The sequence below is a fragment of the Natrinema limicola JCM 13563 genome, from assembly GCF_000337475.1.
Lineage (GTDB): Archaea > Halobacteriota > Halobacteria > Halobacteriales > Natrialbaceae > Natrinema > Natrinema limicola.
Genome location: NZ_AOIT01000024.1, coordinates 34229 through 54220 on the forward strand (window position 1 = coordinate 34229; position 19992 = coordinate 54220).

Here is a 19992-nt window from a genome sequence, read left to right on the forward strand (position 1 = left end):
CGGCACTGCTCGAGGTCTCGGCCCAGCATGCGGGGGTATCCGATCCCTGCTCATCGATCGAGCACGACGGTTGTCTCGCGTTCTCGCTCGAGGTTGAAAATCCGCCAGACACCGTCTTCGGGCCGTAGCTCGTACGATTGCGTCGCCCGGTCCCCGTTGCACTCTCGGGTCAGCGTCAGTACGACTCGATCGTCGTCGTCTCGAACGCGCTCGATCTCCCCGGCGATCGACACCTCGCCGTGTGAGAGGATCAGCTGCTCTTTGTGCGAGAACTCGTCGGCGAGCGCCCGGGGGTGGTACAGTTCGTGAGCGCGGTCGCCCTCGCCGTCGGCAAGCAAGTCGATAAACAGCCGAACGACGTCTTCGGGCGAGCGCTCGCCCGCCTGCTCGTCGACCGTCCGATCGCCGTCGTCCGATTCGGGCGCGACGTCGACGCTCCGGAGAAGGTGGCTGTACTCGCTCGTCTCGAGCGGATAGAGCTGTCGCGTGCTGACGTCGGCTTCGATCGCACGCACGACGTGTCGCATCTCGATGCGCTCGTCGCGGGCGGCCATGATCGCCGCCATCCGGCTGATCTTCGCGATCTGGCCGCCCGTTAGCTCGATGGCTGCGAGGAGGTCGTACTCGAGGTCGCCGGTCGGTGCGTCGTCGGGGAAGGCGGTCCGCCAGATCGCTTCACGAACCGGCGGCTCGGGCGTTGGGAACCACACGGTATGGTCGATCCGGCGCTCGAACGCGTCGTCGATGTTGGCTGCATTGTTCGTTGTTAGCACGACGACGCCGTCGTAGCGTTCGATGCGCTGGAGCAGGTAGTTGACCTCGGCATTGGCGTAGCGGTCAGTTGCGTCGGTTACGTCGGCACGGTCGCCGAAGACCGCATCCGCCTCGTCGAACAGTAGGATCGCGTTCGACTGGGCGCCAGCTTGGAAGATCCGTTCTAAGTTCTCCTCAGTCTCGCCGATGTACTTCGAGACGACCGTCGAGAGGTCGATCTTGTACAGCGCCATCCCAACGTCGGCAGCGAGCACCTCTGCAGCCATCGTCTTCCCCGTCCCCGACGGCCCTTTGAAGAGCGCGACCACGCCGGCCGCTCGCGATCCGCCTGCATCGAAGCCCCATTCACCGTAAATGCGCGCCTGCTCCGTGATGTGGTCACGTACCAGTCGTAGTTTGCGGTCGGTCTTCTCACGAAGCTTGATATCGCCCCAGTCGCTTGCAGGCTCGATTCGCTGTGCGAGGTCGTCGAGGCCGTCGTCAGACTGGGCGCGACAGCCGTCGTAGATATCTGCAGCGGTGAGCTCGTCGCCATCGGCTACCGACCGGGCCGTTGTCAGCGCCCCCTCGAGTTGTCCCTGCGTGAGATCGAACGTGCCGGCCAGCGCGGCCGGCTCGATGTCGTCGGGCAGGACGTCGGCGTGGTCCTCCCAAAACGCCAGGCGCAGGTCGAACGACGGTCGCGGGAACTCGAGGATGGCGTCGATATCGACGGTCGTTCCCGTCGGTCGCCACGCCGCAGTCCCGGTCACGAACAGCGGTGCCGCGAGGTCGGCAAACCGGTCGACAATCGTCTCGAGCGTGTGCTCGGTCTCCCGCTCGCGGAGGGTGTCAGCGTTCGTGAGGTGGACCGGACAATCCTGGAGCAGTGCCTCTCGATGGAGGCGCTCGAGTGCGTTCCAATCCCCCTCACCGCCCTCGTTTGTCTCGAGGACCGCCGGCAGCGACGCACGGAGCAGTCGGTCGTCTGCCAGCGCCTCGATCGCGCCATCGCGTTCGCTACCCGCTGGCCCGTGGAAGTAGTAGCGGCCGCCGGCCGCATCTGTCGCTGCAAGCGACGTGAGTCGATCGCGGACGTGTGGTTCGAGGCGGAGCTCCTCGAGGGATCGATCGGGCGTTATGAGGGTTGCGACCCCTTCTAGCGCAGGGTCGAGATCGACGTGTCCCTCGAGATACGAGACGAGTCGGGGATCGACGGTTACGAGCCGATGCTGGCTCGAGCGACTCGGTTCGACTGGCGCTGAAAGCGCCACCAGATCGTGCTGGCGAAGCGGAGATTGCTGCCCCACCAGCGCGGTTGCAGCAAGCTGCTGTGTCTCGGTTCGGGAGAACAACTCGCCGATCAGGCCGACTGTCGGGTGTGTTATCCCGTTGCCGTGTAGTTCACGGAAAAAGCCCTGATAGTCGGCGTCGAGTTCGGGTGCGAGTGCCAGCATGAACACGTCGAGATGCGCTCGAGACAGGCCGAAGCGGTCGGTCAGCTGCTGCAGCCGAAGTGTGACAGCGGGCGGTGACTGCTGACAGCGCTCGTCGATCCGCGCCGCACGGTCGGTGAGGTGATGAACCGTCTCGGCCGGCAGTCCATATGACAGAGCTACTGGCTCATCTGCCAATTCGACCTCGGTCACGGTCGCCGGCATCTCTCCCGTTGGGATCGTGTCCGTGGTTTCTATGCACGCCTCGAGGAGGGCTCCGATTCGCTCGAATTCGTCCAACAGATGCGCTCGTGTGGTCTCGTAGGCCATCCGATCGATACGCAAACCAATACAGTACTCGCTGATAAAATTTAGCTATGATATAATAGTAAATACTAACACTTTGGGGTTAAAATGAGTGACTATCACAGCGATGGGACGATATGCTTCGCGATCGCAGCGGTCGTCCGACGAGTCGACGTCGTCGACGCCGCTTTCGATCCGACAGTCACTGGACTCAGATAGCTCGATTCAACGGCCGAACGACACGACAGCAACCGATGCAGAGATGCCCAAATCGATCGGCGGATTCGGTGCTGCCGAACGGCTGCAGCGAGCGAAAAACCAAGCCGGATCGGCCACCGAACGGGTACCGAGCGGTTCACACCCCAGAGCTCACTGGNCGATCGGCGGATTCGGTGCTGCCGAACGGCTGCAGCGAGCGAAAAACCAAGCCGGATCGGCCACCGAACGGGTACCGAGCGGTTCACACCCCAGAGCTCACTGGAACGTCGGACGTAGTGCTCCGACGCCGCTCCAGCGAACCACGGCGGCGGCACAGGAGACGAGTCCAGCCGGTGAGACGCAGGTTCCCGACTCGGTTCGGGACGTGATTTCCTCGCCCGGCCGGTCGCTGAATCCGTCCATTCAGCGCGCGATGGAGGATCGGATAGGTGATTCGCTGGTCGACGTGCGGATTCACACCGGGCCGAAGGCGGCACAAGCCTGCGAGCAGATCAACGCGCGGGCGTTCACTGTTGGGAATCACGTCGCGTTCAACAGCGGCGAGTACGACCCCGAATCACCGGCGGGGCAGCACGTGCTCGCGCACGAGTTGGCACACGTCCGCCAGCAGACCGGCGGGGCCGTGTCGATGCTGCCGCAGGAGGATCTCGGTCTCGAGATCGATCCTGATCCGCGGTTGGAACGCGAAGCTGAAGAGACTGCTCAGCGAGTGATACAAGGTGGCAAATTGGGCATTCAGCGGATGGCCAAGACCGAGGTACATCTGCAGCGATACCCAGGCAAATCATTCGTCCAGAAGGGCAAGGACGTGCTTGGTAACGACCCTGCACCGGAGATGACCGACGTTCAGGGGAAAGATAAGATCGCTGCCAAGGTCGAAGCGCTGGCTGAGAACCAACAGAAACTGTTCGCCGAGGTCAAAAACACTGGCCAGTCTACCGCCGAGAAGGTCGGCGTCGAAACTGGCAAAGGAACGCTGGCGGCGACTGGCGGACTTGTCGGGACGGCACTGATGGGCCCAGGGGTGGGCACACTTGTTGGCGGATTCGCCGGTGGCGCAGTGGGTGGCATCTACGAACGTCTCTTCGATGACGGCACGCAGGCGATGACCAACGCCGCCGAGTCGGCCAGCGATTTGCTCACCGTCATTGACCAGCGTGTCAAAGATGCTATGGAACGGTACGTTGGAGAGGATACTGTATCTGACAACTCGACTGGAGATGCGCAGAGTAGGAGGTGATATGTATGGATGCAATCATCACTGGAGAATCCAAGAGAATCGGCCTCAGCGTCTTCGATAACAATGATGTTGAGCACCTAATTGAGATGGATAAATCCGGAGATATCAAGTATCACGAACAAGATGATTATCCCGATAAGGCAGCCAAGCGGACGCCGGAAGGTAACGAACACGTTAGTCAGACACGGAAGTTCGCCCAATACTACGTCTTCGCCGAGAGAGGATACGACACGGTACCACCACTGATCCATCCGGAACGGCTGAACCTCGTCCGGCAGGCTCTCGAGTCGATGTCCACTGAGAAGTGCATGGACCTGTTCGGGGATCTCTACCAGCAGATGGCGAGTCACCATATCGACACCGAGCGCATCGTGGATATTCCATCTGGAGTTGACGAAGAGTCTGTCCTCTACCGGAAAGACATATATCTCGGCGTTGACCCGACTGAAACCGAGGTCGCTGAGGGGGCTATCGCTCTTGCGAGTGAGTATGGGATCGATCTTGACAAACCGGACGCCCACGAACAGTCAGTTACGGACCTCGATACTAACGAGCGGACTGCCTGGGAAGAGTTCGGCGACGCACTCGGCGATCTCGTTGCCGAAAACGACGCTGACGTCTCCGAAGCAGCGTACATCGACTCGGTCTCAGCGTTGCACATGGCGTATCTCGACAGTCGTGGCCGCGAGCATGTGACTGAGGCAACACAGCCACTGGACCGTGAGCCAGACGCGCGCTTCGAACTCGTGCCGATCGATCTACAATCGCCTGAAGACTTCCAAGAATATCTCGCATTTAATCTCAAGTGCCAGATCCGCGATTGTTTCGTCCGAATGGGCGTCCAGCCACCCGAAGCGTTTCAGGTCCTCGGATACGGACGCTACGAAGCCACTGAACGGTACAACAAGGTCGAGTTCTATCCGAAATTCCACGATCCAAAGAACGAGGCACTGCTGAAGTAACGGTCTTGTATGTGGATATCTGTCATAATCGTTGATTCACCACTGTAGCGTTCTCACACGCTGGCAGCGAATCATGACTAACTGCAAGTCAAAGTCAATGAACTGTCGATCAAACTTGGAGGGGAACATTTTCCAGAAGATGAGCGACGCTGGTACCGGAGAAGCCCTCAAGATGGGGATGACTCAAGCCGGGAAACAGTCAGGGCTGCCCTTCGGACAAATCATGGGATCGCTTTCGGGTGCTGCCTTTCAGGCGATTTACAACAACCGAAAGCAAGTAGATATCACAGCGATGGGACGATATGCTCAGCGATCGCAGCGGTCGTCTGACGAGTCGATGTCGTCGACGCCGCTTTCGATCCGACAGTCACTGGACTCAGATAGCTCGATCCAACGGCCGAACGACACGACAGCAACCGATGCAGAGATGCCCAAACCGATCGGCGGATTCGGTGCTGCCGAACGGCTGCAGCGAGCGAANCAACGGCCGAACGACACGACAGCAACCGATGCAGAGATGCCCAAACCGATCGGCGGATTCGGTGCTGCCGAACGGCTGCAGCGAGCGAAGCGCGATGGAGGACCGGATGGGTGATTCGCTGGGCGACGTGCGGATTCACACCGGGCCGAAGGCGGCGCAGGCCTGCGAGCAGATCAACGCACGGGCGTTCACCGTCGGCAATCACGTCGCGTTTAACTCAGGTGAGTACGATCCTGAATCACCAGAAGGCCAGCACGTCCTTGCACACGAACTCGCGCACGTCCGCCAGCAAACCGGCGGGGCAATCTCGATGCTGCCGCAGGAGGATCTTGGTCTCGAGATTGACCCCGACCCGCAGTTAGAACGTGAGGCCGAAAAGACTGCCCAGCGCGTGATGGACAGTGGTGAACTGGGCATTCAGCGGATGGCTAAGACTGAGGTGCACGTCCAGCGGATGCCAGATGCGGAGAAACTTCAACAGGCGCGTGAGCAGATCGGCGAGGATAGCGAGCGCCTCGCGTTCGCGGAGGAAATTTCCCAGATCAAAGAGCGACTCTCGTCAGTCGAGCAGGCTGTCGGCGGTGGTTCGACGCTCGACAGCGTGGGCAAGGCTGCAACACAGGGTACAGTCGGTGCGGTCGGTGGATTACTCGGTGCAGTCGGTGGCACGATGATCTTGCCCGGTCTCGGGACCGTTGGTGGTGCTGCCGTTGGGGCTGAAATAGCCAAAGGCGTTGCTGGCGACGTGACTAAGACTCTAACCGGTCGGGCCTACGAAAAAGGGACTGAAGCCGCCGGTGAAATGGCCGGAAAAGCCAAAGCACAACTCGAGCAATTCGTCGAGAAGACTGTCAAAGACCTCCTCAGTGGGTCTGATACTGGTTCGAGCCGTTTTGAGGGTGAATAAAAATCATGGAAGCAACAATCGTCGGAAAGGACGACAGAGGAATTGGTGTGAGGGTTATCGACAACAATTCCATACAGCATACGATTTCAGTTGGTTTTGACGGAGAAATTCAAGGGCATGCACAGGACGGGTATCCTGACAAAGCGGCCAACCGAACAGCAGAAAATAGCGAATACGTTGAACAGGCCCGCAAGTACGCCCGATATTACGTCTACATCGAACGGGGATACGACACGGTCCCGCCAGCCGAGCATCCCGAGCGGATCAACGCCGTCAGACTCGCGATCCAGCGCCTCAGTGACGACGAGTTCGACGCGCTATTCAATGACCTCTTCCGGCAGATGCGAAGTTATCACGACTACGATACCGAGCGGCCGATTCCCGAACCGCCGAACGCTTCGGAGAACGTCCTCTATCGGCAGAACGTCTATCTCGGAATCAACCCGCTGAACACCGAGATTGCCCCCAAAGCCGACGGAATTGCCAGCGTTCATGGTCTCAATCTCAGCGACGAGGCGATCCTCGAGAATTCGATCGAAGACCTCTCGGACGCGGATGTCGCCGACTGGAAGGCCTTCGCTGATGAGCTGGCTACCCTCGCCGAAGACAAGGACGTCACTCTTGCGGAGGGCGTGTATCTCGACGCAGTTTCCTCGCTGTACGCCACCTACCTCGATGACCGTGGTGAGCAGTATACGACCGAGCCAGAGACAGATCCGTTCGATCGGAATCCGGACACGCTGCTCGAACTCCCACCGATTGATCCGCGTTCACGTGAAACCTTTCGTGAATACCTCGATCACCACCTCAAGTGCCAGGTTCGGGATTGTTTCGTTCGGATGGGTGTCCACCCACCCGAAGCGTTTCGCGTCCTTGGCAACGGCCGCCTCGAAGCTGTCGCTGCATACAAACTTCTTGATATGTATCCCGAGTACTACGACCCTGAAGAGGGGATATTGCTACCGTAGCCGCCCGTGATCCCACGAATCAGTGCCCATGCGCTCATGTGGTCTCATAGGGGGTTCAATCGATATGCGGACCAATACAATACTCGAGGATTAAAATTTAGATATAATGCAATAGTAAATACTAATACTTTGGGACTAAAATGAGGGGGTATCACAGCGATGGGACGATATGCTCAGCGATCGCAGCGGTCGTCCGACGAGTCGACGTCGTCGACGCCGCTTTCGATCCGACAGTCGCATACCGCAGACGCCACAGTCCAGCGGCCGAGCGACACATCAGTAGCAGAGGGAGAAATGCCCCACTCGATCGGCGGACTCGGTGCCGCCGAACGCCTCGAGCGGGTGAGGGAGCGAACCGAATCATCCACCGAGCGGGCAACGGACGATCCGCGTTCCGCCAAGCACTGGCATCGTGGTGCGCCAACGCCGCTCCAGCGAACCACGGCGGCACAGGAGACGAGTCCAGCCGGTGAGACGCAGGTTCCCGACTCGGTTCGGGACGTGATTTCCTCGCCCGGCCGGTCGCTGAATNGTGAGACGCAGGTTCCCGACTCGGTTCGGGACGTGATTTCCTCGCCCGGCCGGTCGCTGAATCCGTCCATTCAGCGCGCGATGGAGGATCGGATGGGTGATTCGCTGGGCGACGTGCGGATTCACACCGGGCCGAAGGCGGTACAAGCCTGCGAGCAAATCAACGCTCGAGCGTTCACTGTTGGGAATCACGTTGCGTTTAATTCAGGAGAGTATGATCCTGAGTCACCAGAGGGCCAGCACGTCCTCGCCCACGAGTTAGCACACGTCCGCCAGCAGACCGGCGGGGCAATCTCGATGCTGCCGAAGGAGGATCTCGGTCTCGAGATCGATCCTGATCCGCGGTTGGAACGCGAAGCTGAAGAGACCGCTCAACGGGTAATGCAAGGCGGTGAGTTGGGGATTCAACGTCTGGGTACAACAGAAGTACACATCCAGCGGTCGGAGAAGGGTGTATTGCCGTCGCTGAAAGACATCGTATACCACGGCGAATCCGGATCGGGACTGTCGCTGACAGACGTTGATGACGTGTCCGGTCTCGATGAACGCCTCTACGCACTGGCAGAGAATCAGAATAAACTGCAAGCCAAAGTTGAAGCCCTCTCGAATAACCTCGAGGGGAACATTTTCCAGAAGATGAGCGACGCCGGAACCGGGGAAGCCCTCAAGATGGGGATGACCCAAGCCGGGAAACAGTCAGGGCTGCCCTTCGGGCAAATCATAGGATCACTTTCGGGTGCTGCCCTTCAGGCGATTTACAACAACCGAAAGCAAGTGCTCGAGATTCTCGGACTCAAGTCCGAATCCACTCTTGATAGGGCACAGGAAACTGAATCAGGAAAGACGAAATTTTAACTATAAAGTATGATATCAGAAATTATTGGGGAAGACAAGAAGGATATCGGAACCAAAGTTACGGATAACAATGATGTCGTGCATCAAATTGAGATGCATAAGAGTAATGGCGAAATATATGCACACGAACAAGACGGCTACCCGGACGACCCGGACAGGCGAACGAGCGATGGCAACGAGATGGTCGATCAAGCGCGGGATTACGCCAAGTGGTACGTCGCTCAAAACACCGAGTACGACACGGCTCCCTGGTACCTCCGAAGTGACCGGATCGAGCGGGTCAAAGGTGCCGTCACGGATCTTTCCGAGGACGACCTGAATCGCTATTTCGATCACTACTATCGGCAACTGGCTGGCGCGTACGATGCGACTATCGCACAGCCACGTCCAGATCCCGTCCCGCCCGGTGCGGCGATGAACGAGTACCGTGAGCACAAACTCGATGTCTACCTTACTGATGATGGGACCGACATCGATGCCACGTCCGACGTCCACGTGATGTACTACGCTGCTGTCAACGACGATCGCCTCGTCCGTGGCGATGACCCCTATCCAGACCAAAAACCAGATACGCGCCTCGAGCACGTCGTCATCGACATCGACAGGGATCAGTTCCGAGAGTTCCTGACCTATCATCTTCGCTGTCAGATCCGGGATAGCTACCTCGCTCGTGGTGTGAACCCACCGGACGAGTATCGCGTTCTGGGTCCCGGGACGGACCACATGATGGTTCGGTGTATGAACCGTGACGCTGTTCCCTCATATCACGATTACAACGCCAACATCAGCGGGTTCCGTGCTGAGGATACGTTCAATGCAGGGCTGTTCGCGCCATTGCTGAACCTCCTCTGAGCGATCAGTCGCGATGCACGCGATATAGGAGTACCACACAGAACGAGTATCACACACTCAGCTGTGTCGGGCCACGAAGAGCGCACCGCTCGGGAACGATTTCGAGCGATCGGTCGTCCTATGCAGACTCCTCGAGTCCCGGCACCGCTGCGGCCTCGTTTTCGAACAAGGCCAGCCCGTGAATCCGACTATCGGGCGTCAGTTCGGGATGGAACGCGGTGCCGACGACGGGGCCGTCTCGGACCGCGACTGGCCGACCGTCCCACGTCGCAAGCACCTCGGCGTCGCCGACCGAGTCGATCGCCGGCGCGCGGATGAACACCGCCGGATACGGCTCGTCGAGGCCCGCTACCTCGAGTGGCGCTTCGAAGCTGTCTTTCTGGCGGCCGAAGGCGTTGCGCTCGACCGTGACGTCGAGCAGTCCGAGTTCGTCGACCCGGTCGTCGCCGGCGTCGCTCGAGGCGACGATGAGACCGGCACAGGTCGCGAGTAGCGGTTTGCCGGCGGCGACGTGCGCCTCGATTTCGGGGGCGATGCCGTCGCTGTGGAGCAACCGCGAGATAGTCGTCGATTCGCCGCCGGGCAGTGCCAGCAGATCGCACTCGGGGACGATCCCCGCATCGCGAATCTCGTGGACAGTAACCTCGCGACCGTGGGCTGTGGCGGCGCGTTCGATGGCGGCGGCGTGTTCTTCGACGTCGCCTTGGACCGCGACGACGCCAGCAGTGAGGGACATGGCCGCGGGTATGACTGGTGTGTTCAAAAAGCTCGCGTCACCGGATCGATGTGGTGTCGGGCCGGTCCAGTTGGGATATGTGGGCCCCAGTCTTACTGCCGTTGGCCACGTCGTGGAAACCAGCGATGAGCCACCCCGACGTGCGCCGATGGGAGTACAAGACGGTTAGACCGCCCCGAGACGAAACGAAAAAGGAGGCGATAGACCCGCAAACGGCGCTGAACGACCACGGTGCGGCTGGCTGGGAGTTCGTCGAGACGATCGATTACACGGGTGGTGGAACCAAGTTTCTCGTGTTCAAACGTCCCGTTGCAATCGGCGACGGTATTGATGAGGGGTGACTCGGTGTGACCGACGACGGAACATCCGGGGACGTCGACATCGGCACGGCCAACACGATGCGCGAACGCGCCGGCGAAAGTCGGCTCAAGATCTGGCTGCTCCTCGCCGCCTCTCGCCTCCAGGTGACCGCTGTGCTGGCGCTTTCCGTGTTCGTCGTGTTCGTCGTGGTCGTCACCGCCCTCCCGACGCCATTGCACCCACAGCTCCTGACCGGCGACACCATCGAGACATTGTTTTCGACGATGATCGGGGCGATCATCACCGGGACGACGCTCGTCGTCACCATTGGGCAACTGGTTCTCTCCCAGGAAAACGGACCGCTCGGCGACCAGCGCGATCGAATGGAGAACGCGATGGATTTCCGGGACTTCACCGAAGAGCTGATCGGCTCACCCAGTCCGGCGGATCCGTCGGAGTTTCTCCGACAACTCGTCGGCGTGGCCGAACACCGCGCTAATGCACTTCGCAACGATGTGGCTGACCACGGCGACGACCAGCTTCGGGCGGAGGTCGACGAGTTCACCGAGAGTCTCATCGGGAACGCTGAGCTGGTCCGCGATCAACTCGAGGATGCGTCGTTCGGCGACTTCAGCGTGCTGTTCGCTGCGCTGAACTTCAACTACGGGTGGAAGATATTTCAGGTCGAGCGGATCGCCAACGAGTACGAGGACCAGCTGAGCGACGACGGGCACGCCTTACTGGAGGAGCTGAAGACGTCGCTCAGCCTGTTCGGACCGGCGCGCGAACACGTCAAGACGCTGTATTTCGAGTGGGCACTCGTCTCGCTGTCACAGCTGATTCTCTATGCGGCGCTTCCTGCGCTGGTTATCGCCGGCATCATGCTCACCATCGTCGATGCGGGAACGTTCCCCGGGCAGACACTCGGCATCCCGAACATCACGTTGGCGATCGGGCTAGCGTTTACGATCACGCTCGTCCCGTTTCTGCTGTTTACGGCCTATGTGCTCCGGATCGTCACGGTCGCAAAGCGCACGCTCGCGATCGAGCCGCTCATCCTCCGTGACTCACAGCGATAAGCAGCCGTTCGGAGGATAAAGCACGCTTTGGGAGAGAATGCTGAACGGGAACGGGTCGAGAGAAGGCGAGTTACGAGATGAACGTCAGCAGCTGGACGAGCACGCCCAGCATGACGCCGAACGCGATGACCGTTTTGGGGTCGATACGGATAGCGTTCGAGTCCTCGGAGTCGAAGTACCGGACGAGTCCGGCACTGGACATCAGCCCGCCGGTGTTCTGTCCTTTGTCCATACCCGACCCTATGGGCCCCCGGAACTAAACCTTTCGACCGATCGTCCGTCGAGAGACTGGGCTGCGATGGCAGTGGGAAACCCTTATGCTCAGCGCGTGGAAACTAGAGTTGACCGCATGACCGTCACACTCAAGGACTTCTACGCTGACTGGTGTGGCCCCTGCAAGACCCAGGACCCGATCCTCGAGGAACTCGAGGAAGACTGGGAGGGGCAGTTCGAAGTCGAGAAAGTAAACGTCGACGAACAACAGGACGTCGCCAACGAGTACCAGGTCCGATCGCTGCCGACGCTCGTCATCGAGAATGACGACGGCATCGTCGAGCGTTTCGTCGGCGTCACCCAGCGTGACGACCTCGAGGACGCCCTCGAATCCGCTGGCGCGTAGACGACCAGCAGCGATTTTCTCGTTTCATTGACCGACGAGCGGCCGCGCTGTCACGGGTTGGTCGTCGCGCAGAGAGACGACCGCACGAGATCTAGACCCACTTCACGCCGACGTCGTGCATGTCGTCGTTGTACTTCGCGATGTTGATGACCAGCGGCGTGACGCTTTCGACTTCCGCCGCGTTGGCCAGCGGGCCGGCCGCAAGCGCACGTAGCCCCTCGAGTTCCCCTGCGAGATTCAGGACGGTGTCGCGGGCCGCCTCGTCGTCGGCGACGACGAGCGTATCGAGATCGAGGTCGGTCTCGAGGTCGGCGAGTGCGCCGGCCGCGAGGTTGTGGAACGCGCCGACGACGGGCACCTCGTCGGGGGCCCGCTCGGCGACGAGTTCAGTCACGCTGCCGGCCGACGGGGGGTGGTAGTGGAGGCCGTCCGCGTCGCCTTTCATGCCGACGGCGGGCGTTACGAGGACCGTGTCCGAATCGAGGCTGTCGGCGACCCCCTCGACGGTGTCGCCGACGTGGTACGGCGGAACGCTGCACACGACGATGTCCGCGCGGTCGGCGGCCATCTCGTTGGCGAAGCCCTTGATGTCGACCGAGTCGGTGTGGTCCTCGAGCGTCGTCTTGTACTCTGCGACCGCGTCACGGGCCTTCTCTGGGTCTCGCGAGCCGATGAGCAGTTCATGGTTTGTATCCCGTCCGAAGCGGAGCGCGAGTCCTTCGCCGATATCGCCAGTACCGCCAAGTAGTGCGATTCGCATACCCATCTCTCGGGACGGAACGCGAATAAAAGGGCGGGAGGGCGGCCGATCTCGCCGCGTTCTCGCGTGAGGGGTCCGCTCGATGTGACTCTGCTGGTGTGTCGTCTTCGGTGTGGGATTCATCGCCGCTCCGAGCCCGCTGTCGTAGGCGTCGCGTTCGGTCACCTCGCGGAGCCGCTGCTCGAGGCGCGTCGCGAGTTCCTGCCGGCGATCCGTGTCGATGTCTGGTTCGCCCGCGATCGTGGGCTCGGTCATCGCGGCGGTTCACGGGGAACCGGGATCAACGGCGGGCCGGAACACGCCATGTCCGGGCGGAGGTTCCATTATAGTAGCCACTGATACGGTCTGCTGTAACGATGTACCGGTGCAACCCCAGTGGGGTCGCGGTTGCACCGGAAATGACTGACAGGAGTCCGTATGAAACGATTCACACACCGATCGCACAGCCGCCGCGCGATCGGGTGTGCATTGACTTTCAGTGGCTACTATACCCAACCCGCCGACGCTCCGGTATGGCCCACCCTGCCGTCATCGCACACCGTGGCTACGCCGGCATCGCACCCGAAAACACCGTCGAAGCGGCCACACGCGCGGCCGCCCACGCCGAGCCCGCGATGCTCGAGATCGACGTGCAGCCGGCCGCCTGCGACACCCCAGTAGTGATCCACGACGAGCGCCTCGAGGGGAGTCGCGACGGTCGTCCACTGACGGACACAGCCGGGCTCGTCTGGGAGACACCGCTCGAGAAACTGCGGGAGACCCATGTGCTGGGAACCGACGCGACGGTGCCGACGCTGGCCGAGTTTCTCGCGGCCGTCCCCGAAACGGTCGGCGTCAACGTCGAACTGAAGAATCCTGGGACGACGGAACTGCGCGTCGGTGAGTCGCTCTCGCCGGCTGACCGCGACCAGCGCCGCGAGGTGTGGCAGCCGTTCGTCGAGCGTGTCGTCGCCGACTGTAGGACCTTCGGCGGCGACCTGCTGTTCTCGTCGTTCTGTGAGGGCGCGATCGTGGCGCTCCGAGCGGTCGCCGACTACGCTGTCGCCCCGCTGGTGTGGGACGATCTCGAGGCCGGCCTCGAGATCGCACGGCGCTACGATTGTGAGGCGATCCACCCGCCGCGGAACGCGATCGCCGGGACGCATCTGGCTGAGACGGATTATGCCGGCTTTCCCGCAGCCGAACCCGCGATCGACGTCCTCGAGGTAGCCCACGCGGAGGGGCGTACAGTCAACGTCTGGACAGCGACGAACTGGGTGCAGTTCGACGCGCTCGCGGCGGCCGGGGTCGACGGCATCGTCGCCGACTATCCCGGGTTGGCTCGAGACGCGAGTGACTAGATCGATCCGGTTGGGACCGCGGCTTGCATCCCTCGTTGCTCGAGTCACGATTGAAACTCGTCTCCCGGTTGGATTGCCACTGCGTGTTGCGGTCGATAAGTAGTGCCTGCAGATGCGTCGTGTACCTTGATACATGCTATCGTGGTAAGACGGCGAGTATGAATCTCTGTCGCGTACCGAGGTGCTGTCTCGGCCGGTGTTTCGAACCGCTTCGTCACAGCGTCTCCGACGTGACGATGGCTGTGTGGGGCGCTACCCGGACTGTGGGGGTGGTGACCGATGAGTGAGTTCCCGCCGCGAACGACGATCAAGCGCTGGCTGGTGACGACGAATCACAAGGACGTTGGGATCCTCTACTTGTTTACTGCGCTGTTCCTGCTTGTCGCCGGTGGCGTCCTCGCGTTGCTGTTCCGGATCCACCTGTGGGAAGCGGGCGGGATCGGCTTCCTGACGAACACGCAGTACAATCAGGCGGTGTCGGTCCACGGGCTCTTGATGGTGTTCTGGTTTATTTCGCCGTTTGGCTTTGCCTTCGCGAACTATGTCGTTCCCTTACAGATCGGAGCAAAAGACCTCGCTTTTCCCCGGCTGAACGCGCTGAGTTACTGGTTTTATCTCTTTTCCGGCATTCTCATCTTGCTGTCCTTTTTCCAGGGGACGACGTGGGCCAACGGCTGGTATATGTACGCGCCGCTGAACGTTCCGATCTACAACCCCGGCTATACGCTGACGATGGGCGGGAACACGACGATCCTCGCGCTGACGCTGTTCGTCATGTCCGTTACCCTTGGCTCGGTAAACTTCCTGACGACGATCCACTGCTGTCGCGCTGAGGGGATGGGACTCTGGAACATGCCGCTGTTTACCTGGGGGACGCTGCTGACCGTCTGGATGATGTTGTTTGCCTTCGCGGCGCTGCTTGCCGCGCTTATTCTCATGCTCACCGACCGGCTCTTGCTCACTCAGTATCTCTCCTCGACGGCTGATGGCTCGAGCCTGCTGTGGGCACACATCTTCTGGTTTTTCGGCCATCCGGAGGTGTACATCGTCTTCTTCCCCGCGCTGGGGATCATGCTCGAAGTCGTCCAGACCTTTACTGGTCGCCGGCTGGTCGGTCGCAAGTGGGTCATCATCGCGATGGTGCTGGTCGCGATTCAGTCGTTTTTGGTCTGGATGCACCACATGTTCCTGACGACGATCAACCTCCCGATCAAGACGCTGTTTATGGCGACGACGATCGGGATCTCGTTACCCTTCGACCTGATGGTCTTTTCGATGATCTATACGATGGTCAAAGGTCGAGTGCGGTTTACGACGCCGTTCCTGTTTGTTCTCGGCGCGCTCCTGTTGTTCATCCTCGGCGGGATCACTGGCGTTTTCCTCGGTGCGGTCGTCCTCGACTACGAGCTTCGGGGCACCTACTGGGTCGTCGCGCACTTCCACTACGTGATGGTCTCCGGTGTCACCGCGCTGATTGGTGGTCTCTACTACTGGTGGCCGAAGATCACGGGGAAGATGTACGACGAACGACTGGGGAAGCTCAGCTTCGCCGTCTACTTCGTCGGCTTCAACCTGCTGTACTTCCCGATGTTTCTGGCCTGGGAGACGCCCCGCCGAGTCTTCCACTACAACGAAGGCGCACAACTCTACCAGCAGCTCGCGACTGTCGGCGCGTTCGTCCTCGCCCTGTCGATCCTGCTGGTCTTCATCACGCTCGCACAGAGCATCCGCTCGGGACCGGACGCACCTGACAACCCGTGGCAGTTCGCACGCACTGCCGAGTGGGCGACGACTTCGCCCCCGCCGCTGGAAAACTGGCCCAATCGGCCCAGCTACGCCAGCGGAAGCCTCGAGTTCGTCGACGACGCGACCGCGACCGATGGCGGTGCGGTCGCCCACGGCCGGACGGGACAGGCCGAATCGCTCGAGACCGAACACGAGGATCACGCGAGTATCTGGCCGTTCGGGATCGGGATTGGAATGTTCGTTACCTTCCTCGGACTGTCAGGGTTGACTCCCTTCGTCGCCGAGTTCGCAACCGCACGCGGGGCGGAATTCGCCGGGTTCCCGCCACCGAGTGGGTCGAACATCCTCTATCCCGTGCTTTCGGTCGTCGGCGTTGGCATCCTCGGATACACGCTCTTCGAGTACGGCCGCGAGCAGTTCCACGCACCGGAGATGGAGATCGCCGAACGCTGGCCGTTCGAGGGCGTCGACACGACCAAGATGGGCGTCTGGTTTTTCCTCGCGTCGGACGTCGTCGTCTTCGGAGCCGTCATCGGCGGCTACGTCTTCATGCGGCTCAGCACGGGCTGGGGGGCGATCGAGCCCGTCCCACCCTCGGAGATCATCGGGCTGATCAACACCTACGTGCTGTTGACCTCGAGTTTCACGGTCGTTCTTGCGTTGACCATGGCCGAACGCGGAAACAAACGCGGCCTGCTGGCGTCGCTTGGCGCGACGCTGGCACTCGGACTCACGTTCCTCGCGGTCAAAGGCTATGAGTGGAGCCAGGAGTTCGCCCACGGCATCTACTGGTTTACCGACCTCGAGTACTCGATGTACTTCGTGACGACGGGTCTGCACGCCTTACACGTCATCCTCGGCCTGCTCATTGCCGGGTTCATGGTCTACCGAATCCTGACCGTCGACGCCTATCTCGGGGACGATCGGCCGGTCGAGTACTTCGGGCTCTACTGGCACTTCGTCGACATCGTCTGGGTGATCCTGTTCCCGCTGTTCTACCTCATGTAGCGCAGGCCCGTTTTTTGATTCGAACCGACGCGCGTCGAGTCGTCGGCACTGATGCGTTCGTCCGACAGGATGAAGCACTCGGTTACAAGGCGACCGTCGCACAACAGCCGACCATGCAACTCTCGCGCGTCGTCGACCGACTCGACGAAGAGCTCCGAACCGCAGACTACGCCGACCTCGATGCGAGCGCGAACGGCCTGCAGGTCGGCCCGGACGAAGCCGACATCGAGCACGTGGCGTTCGCCGTCGATGGCGTCCGCGAGACGTTCGAGACGGCGATCGCAGCCGACGCGGACCTGCTGGTCGTCCACCACGGCCTCTCGTGGGGCGGGATCGACCGCATTACCGGCCAGACCTACGACCGACTCGCGCCGCTACTCGAGGGCGACCTCGCGCTGTACGTCTCACACCTGCCGCTCGATGGCCACCAGGAACTGGGCAACGCTGCCGGTGTCGCCGACGTGCTCGAACTCGAGGATCGCACGCCGTTCGGCGAACTCGGTCCCGAATACATCGGTCAGCGCGGGGCGGCAACCGACCCCTACAGCCCCGACGAGTTACGCGAGCGCCTCGAGGCCGCCCTCGACACGGGCGGGCGGCCAGTCCCGGTGCTCGATTTCGGCCCCGACGCGATCGAGGACGTGGCGATCGTTACCGGCAGCGGGACCGACTGGCTCGACGAGGCTGTCGCGGCCGACGCGGACGCGCTCGTGACCGGCGAAGGGAAAGGGAAAGTCTACCACGAAGCCAAGGAAGCTGGGATTCACGTCTTCCTTGCAGGCCACTACGCGACCGAGACGTTCGGCGTGCGCTCGCTGCAGGAGATCGTTGAGGAGTGGGGGCTCGAGACGACGTATCTCGACGTGCCGACGGGACTGTAGTCTCCTCGAGCAGTAGGCACAGATGGTACCGTTATCGGCGTGAGATTTCGCTTCTCTGGATGCTGTCAAGATCGGCCTGCTGAATAGAGAGAATAAATGTATCAGGCTTGTGAAGATTGTAATTGTACCCTTTCACACATCGGTCGTTGGGTTACAATATTCCAGGAACTATTTTCATGCGAACGCAGGCGGTTCTACCCCGTTACAGAGCCCAGGAACATTTTTACCCGGTGGACCTACGTTTTTTGCATAGTTGGATGCAGCTTCTCCCTGCTCTCCTGGGTCACGATCTGTAAGACTTGGTATTCCTTTGTTTTCACCGCAGTTGTTCGCGTCTGCTGATGCCACGCCAGCGGTACCGCCCGTAAGCGCAACGAGTACTACGAGCGCGATGAGTATTTTAGTGGTTCTCATGTCTTTTTACTGGATGGGNCGTCTGCTGATGCCACGCCAGCGGTACCGCCCGTAAGCGCAACGAGTACTACGAGCGCGATGAGTATTTTAGTGGTTCTCATGTCTTTTTACTGGATGGGTGATTTTCCCTATCCAAATGAGGGACCTATTCAGGAGGGGCCCATTCAGGAGAGGAACTCTATCCAGGTGAAAAGGCCACGGACGTCTACATAACCATGCCTACTGTTTCTCACGAGGCACTGATAGTTACTACGAGAAAATCATTGGATTGTAGAATTGTCGAGACGGTTCCAGCAGTACGTCCGTCTTACACTGTTGGTGAATGAAGGTCCGTAATAATCAATTATTAACTCATAATCTGCATTATGAATGGTTGCTGAGGTGTTACCTCGTATCTGAGAGGTGACTCCGTGGTACATTCGCGCTGTCTATTCAGCATGGAGTGAAAAACATTATCTGCAACTGGGTGGATCTCAGATGGTAAGTTCGGACGCGTCGTGACCGCTTCCGTAGTCCTCTCGAGCCGACGAAACGACTCGAACCGCGACGTTGAAACCGGTGGCTCGCGCATGCGAAGACATGAGCGACGAGCACGATCACGACAGCGACGCGGACGGCCACCACGAGCCCGAGCGTGAGACCTTCTCGCACGATCCGATCGGCCACGCCGAAGTCCGGGCCGGGATGACGGTTGGCGACCTCGCCGACGAGTATGGCAATGCTGGCGTCGGCGCGGCGAACCTCCACGAGGCAGTCGACATCACCGAAGCGATGTTCGACGACGACGTGACCGTCTTCTTCAGCCTCGCGGGCGCGATGGTGCCGACCGGTATGCGCGCGATCGTTGCCGACCTGATCCGTGACGGCTACATCGACGTGCTGGTCACGACGGGGGCGAACCTCACCCACGACTCGATCGAGGCCATCGGCGGCAAACACCACCACGGCGAGGTGACGGCCGAGGGCAAGACCGAACGCGAACACGACGAGCAACTGCGCGACGAGGGCGTCGACCGCATCTACAACGTCTATCTTCCACAGGAGTTCTTCGCGACGTTCGAATCGCACCTGCGCGATGAGGTCTTCCCGGTCCTCGAGGAGGAGGGTGTCGTCTCGATCCAGCGCCTTACCGAGGAACTCGGGCGGGCCAACGCCGACGTCAACGAGCGCGACGATGTCCACGAAGATCCCGGCATCGCCGCCGCGGCCTACGAAAACGACGTGCCGATCTACTGTCCCGCCGTCCAGGACTCCGTGCTGGGCCTGCAGGCGTGGATGTACTCCCAGACATCCGACTTCTCGCTGGACGCGCTGGCCGACATGACGCCGTTGACGGACATCGCCTATCACGCCGACGAGGCCGCCGCGTTCGTCGTCGGCGGTGGCGTCCCGAAGAACTTCACCCTCCAGACGATGCTCGTCTCGCCCGACGCCTACGACTACGCCGTCCAGCTGACGATGGACCCCCAACAGACCGGCGGCCTCTCCGGGGCGACCTTGGACGAGGCGCGCTCGTGGGGCAAACTCGAGAAAGACGCCGAGAACGTCTCGGTCTACGCCGACGCGACGCTGTCTCTTATACCCATCTCTGAGCGGGCT

Annotated in this window: 16 protein-coding genes and 1 pseudogene; 13 read left to right on the plus strand and 4 right to left on the minus strand. The window is 60.6% G+C overall.

The features are described 5' to 3' along the window. Positions 1–50: 50 nt before the first annotated feature. On the minus strand, positions 51–2534 hold the full coding sequence (locus C476_RS05210; protein ID WP_241430470.1) for an ATP-binding protein: 2484 nt from the start codon (positions 2532–2534) through the stop codon (positions 51–53). 223 nt (positions 2535–2757) lie between these two features. On the opposite strand from C476_RS05210, the pseudogene C476_RS19790 reads away from it, so the two are divergent. From C476_RS19790 to C476_RS05250, 6 genes and pseudogenes are all read left to right on the plus strand, one after another. Further along, a pseudogene (locus tag C476_RS19790) lies at positions 2758–3489 on the plus strand (eCIS core domain-containing protein); the annotation flags it as partial. A gap of 470 nt (positions 3490–3959) precedes the next feature. Beyond that, a complete protein-coding gene (locus C476_RS05220; protein WP_049911599.1) occupies positions 3960–4916 on the plus strand; it encodes a hypothetical protein in 957 nt (318 codons plus the stop codon). 587 nt (positions 4917–5503) lie between these two features. After that, complete coding sequence (locus C476_RS05230) at positions 5504–6304, plus strand: eCIS core domain-containing protein (RefSeq protein ID WP_241430471.1); 801 nt, start codon at positions 5504–5506, stop codon at positions 6302–6304. A 5-nt stretch (positions 6305–6309) separates the two neighbouring features. Beyond that, positions 6310–7272 (plus strand): hypothetical protein, encoded by a 963-nt coding sequence (locus C476_RS05235; protein ID WP_008010597.1) that lies wholly within the window; start codon positions 6310–6312, stop codon positions 7270–7272. Between the two features lie 294 nt (positions 7273–7566). Further along, a complete protein-coding gene (locus tag C476_RS05245) occupies positions 7567–8658 on the plus strand; it encodes an eCIS core domain-containing protein (protein WP_449289256.1) in 1092 nt (363 codons plus the stop codon). Between the two features lie 93 nt (positions 8659–8751). Then, positions 8752–9510, plus strand: a complete 759-nt coding sequence (locus C476_RS05250) for a hypothetical protein (RefSeq protein WP_008010607.1) — start codon at positions 8752–8754, stop codon at positions 9508–9510. A gap of 118 nt (positions 9511–9628) precedes the next feature. Here the strand turns inward: C476_RS05250 and pdxT are convergent, their stop codons facing one another. Further along, positions 9629–10246, minus strand: coding sequence for a pyridoxal 5'-phosphate synthase glutaminase subunit PdxT (gene pdxT / locus C476_RS05255; RefSeq protein ID WP_008010609.1), 618 nt, complete (start codon positions 10244–10246; stop codon positions 9629–9631). Positions 10247–10371: 125 nt separating this feature from the next. On the opposite strand from pdxT, the gene C476_RS05260 reads away from it, so the two are divergent. Both C476_RS05260 and C476_RS05265 read left to right on the plus strand, forming a co-directional pair. Continuing rightward, complete coding sequence (locus C476_RS05260; protein WP_008010611.1) at positions 10372–10587, plus strand: DUF4177 domain-containing protein; 216 nt, start codon at positions 10372–10374, stop codon at positions 10585–10587. A gap of 57 nt (positions 10588–10644) precedes the next feature. Then, positions 10645–11625 (plus strand): hypothetical protein, encoded by a 981-nt coding sequence (locus C476_RS05265; protein ID WP_206536885.1) that lies wholly within the window; start codon positions 10645–10647, stop codon positions 11623–11625. A 70-nt stretch (positions 11626–11695) separates the two neighbouring features. Here the strand turns inward: C476_RS05265 and C476_RS05270 are convergent, their stop codons facing one another. Further along, on the minus strand, positions 11696–11857 hold the full coding sequence (locus tag C476_RS05270) for a preprotein translocase subunit Sec61beta (protein ID WP_008010615.1): 162 nt from the start codon (positions 11855–11857) through the stop codon (positions 11696–11698). Between the two features lie 66 nt (positions 11858–11923). On the opposite strand from C476_RS05270, the gene trxA reads away from it, so the two are divergent. Beyond that, on the plus strand, positions 11924–12244 hold the full coding sequence (trxA, locus tag C476_RS05275) for a thioredoxin (RefSeq protein ID WP_241430473.1): 321 nt from the start codon (positions 11924–11926) through the stop codon (positions 12242–12244). 91 nt (positions 12245–12335) lie between these two features. On the opposite strand, the gene npdG is transcribed toward trxA, so the two are convergent. After that, positions 12336–13004 carry an NADPH-dependent F420 reductase gene (gene npdG, locus C476_RS05280; RefSeq protein WP_008010618.1) on the minus strand — a complete coding sequence of 223 codons (669 nt, stop codon included), beginning with the start codon at positions 13002–13004 and terminating at the stop codon, positions 12336–12338. A 512-nt stretch (positions 13005–13516) separates the two neighbouring features. Between npdG and C476_RS05285 the strand changes: the two genes are divergently transcribed. The 4 genes from C476_RS05285 to C476_RS05300 form a co-directional block, all read left to right on the plus strand. Then, the gene (locus C476_RS05285) at positions 13517–14344 is read left to right on the plus strand and encodes a glycerophosphodiester phosphodiesterase (RefSeq protein ID WP_008010620.1); all 828 of its coding nucleotides are present in this window, start codon (positions 13517–13519) and stop codon (positions 14342–14344) included. Positions 14345–14623: 279 nt separating this feature from the next. Then, positions 14624–17098 (plus strand): cbb3-type cytochrome c oxidase subunit I, encoded by a 2475-nt coding sequence (locus C476_RS05290; RefSeq protein ID WP_008010625.1) that lies wholly within the window; start codon positions 14624–14626, stop codon positions 17096–17098. 113 nt (positions 17099–17211) lie between these two features. Then, on the plus strand, positions 17212–17979 hold the full coding sequence (locus tag C476_RS05295; protein WP_008010626.1) for a Nif3-like dinuclear metal center hexameric protein: 768 nt from the start codon (positions 17212–17214) through the stop codon (positions 17977–17979). Between the two features lie 993 nt (positions 17980–18972). After that, positions 18973–19992, plus strand: a 1020-nt coding sequence (locus C476_RS05300) for a deoxyhypusine synthase (protein ID WP_008010627.1), incomplete at its 3' end; no start/stop codon positions are given.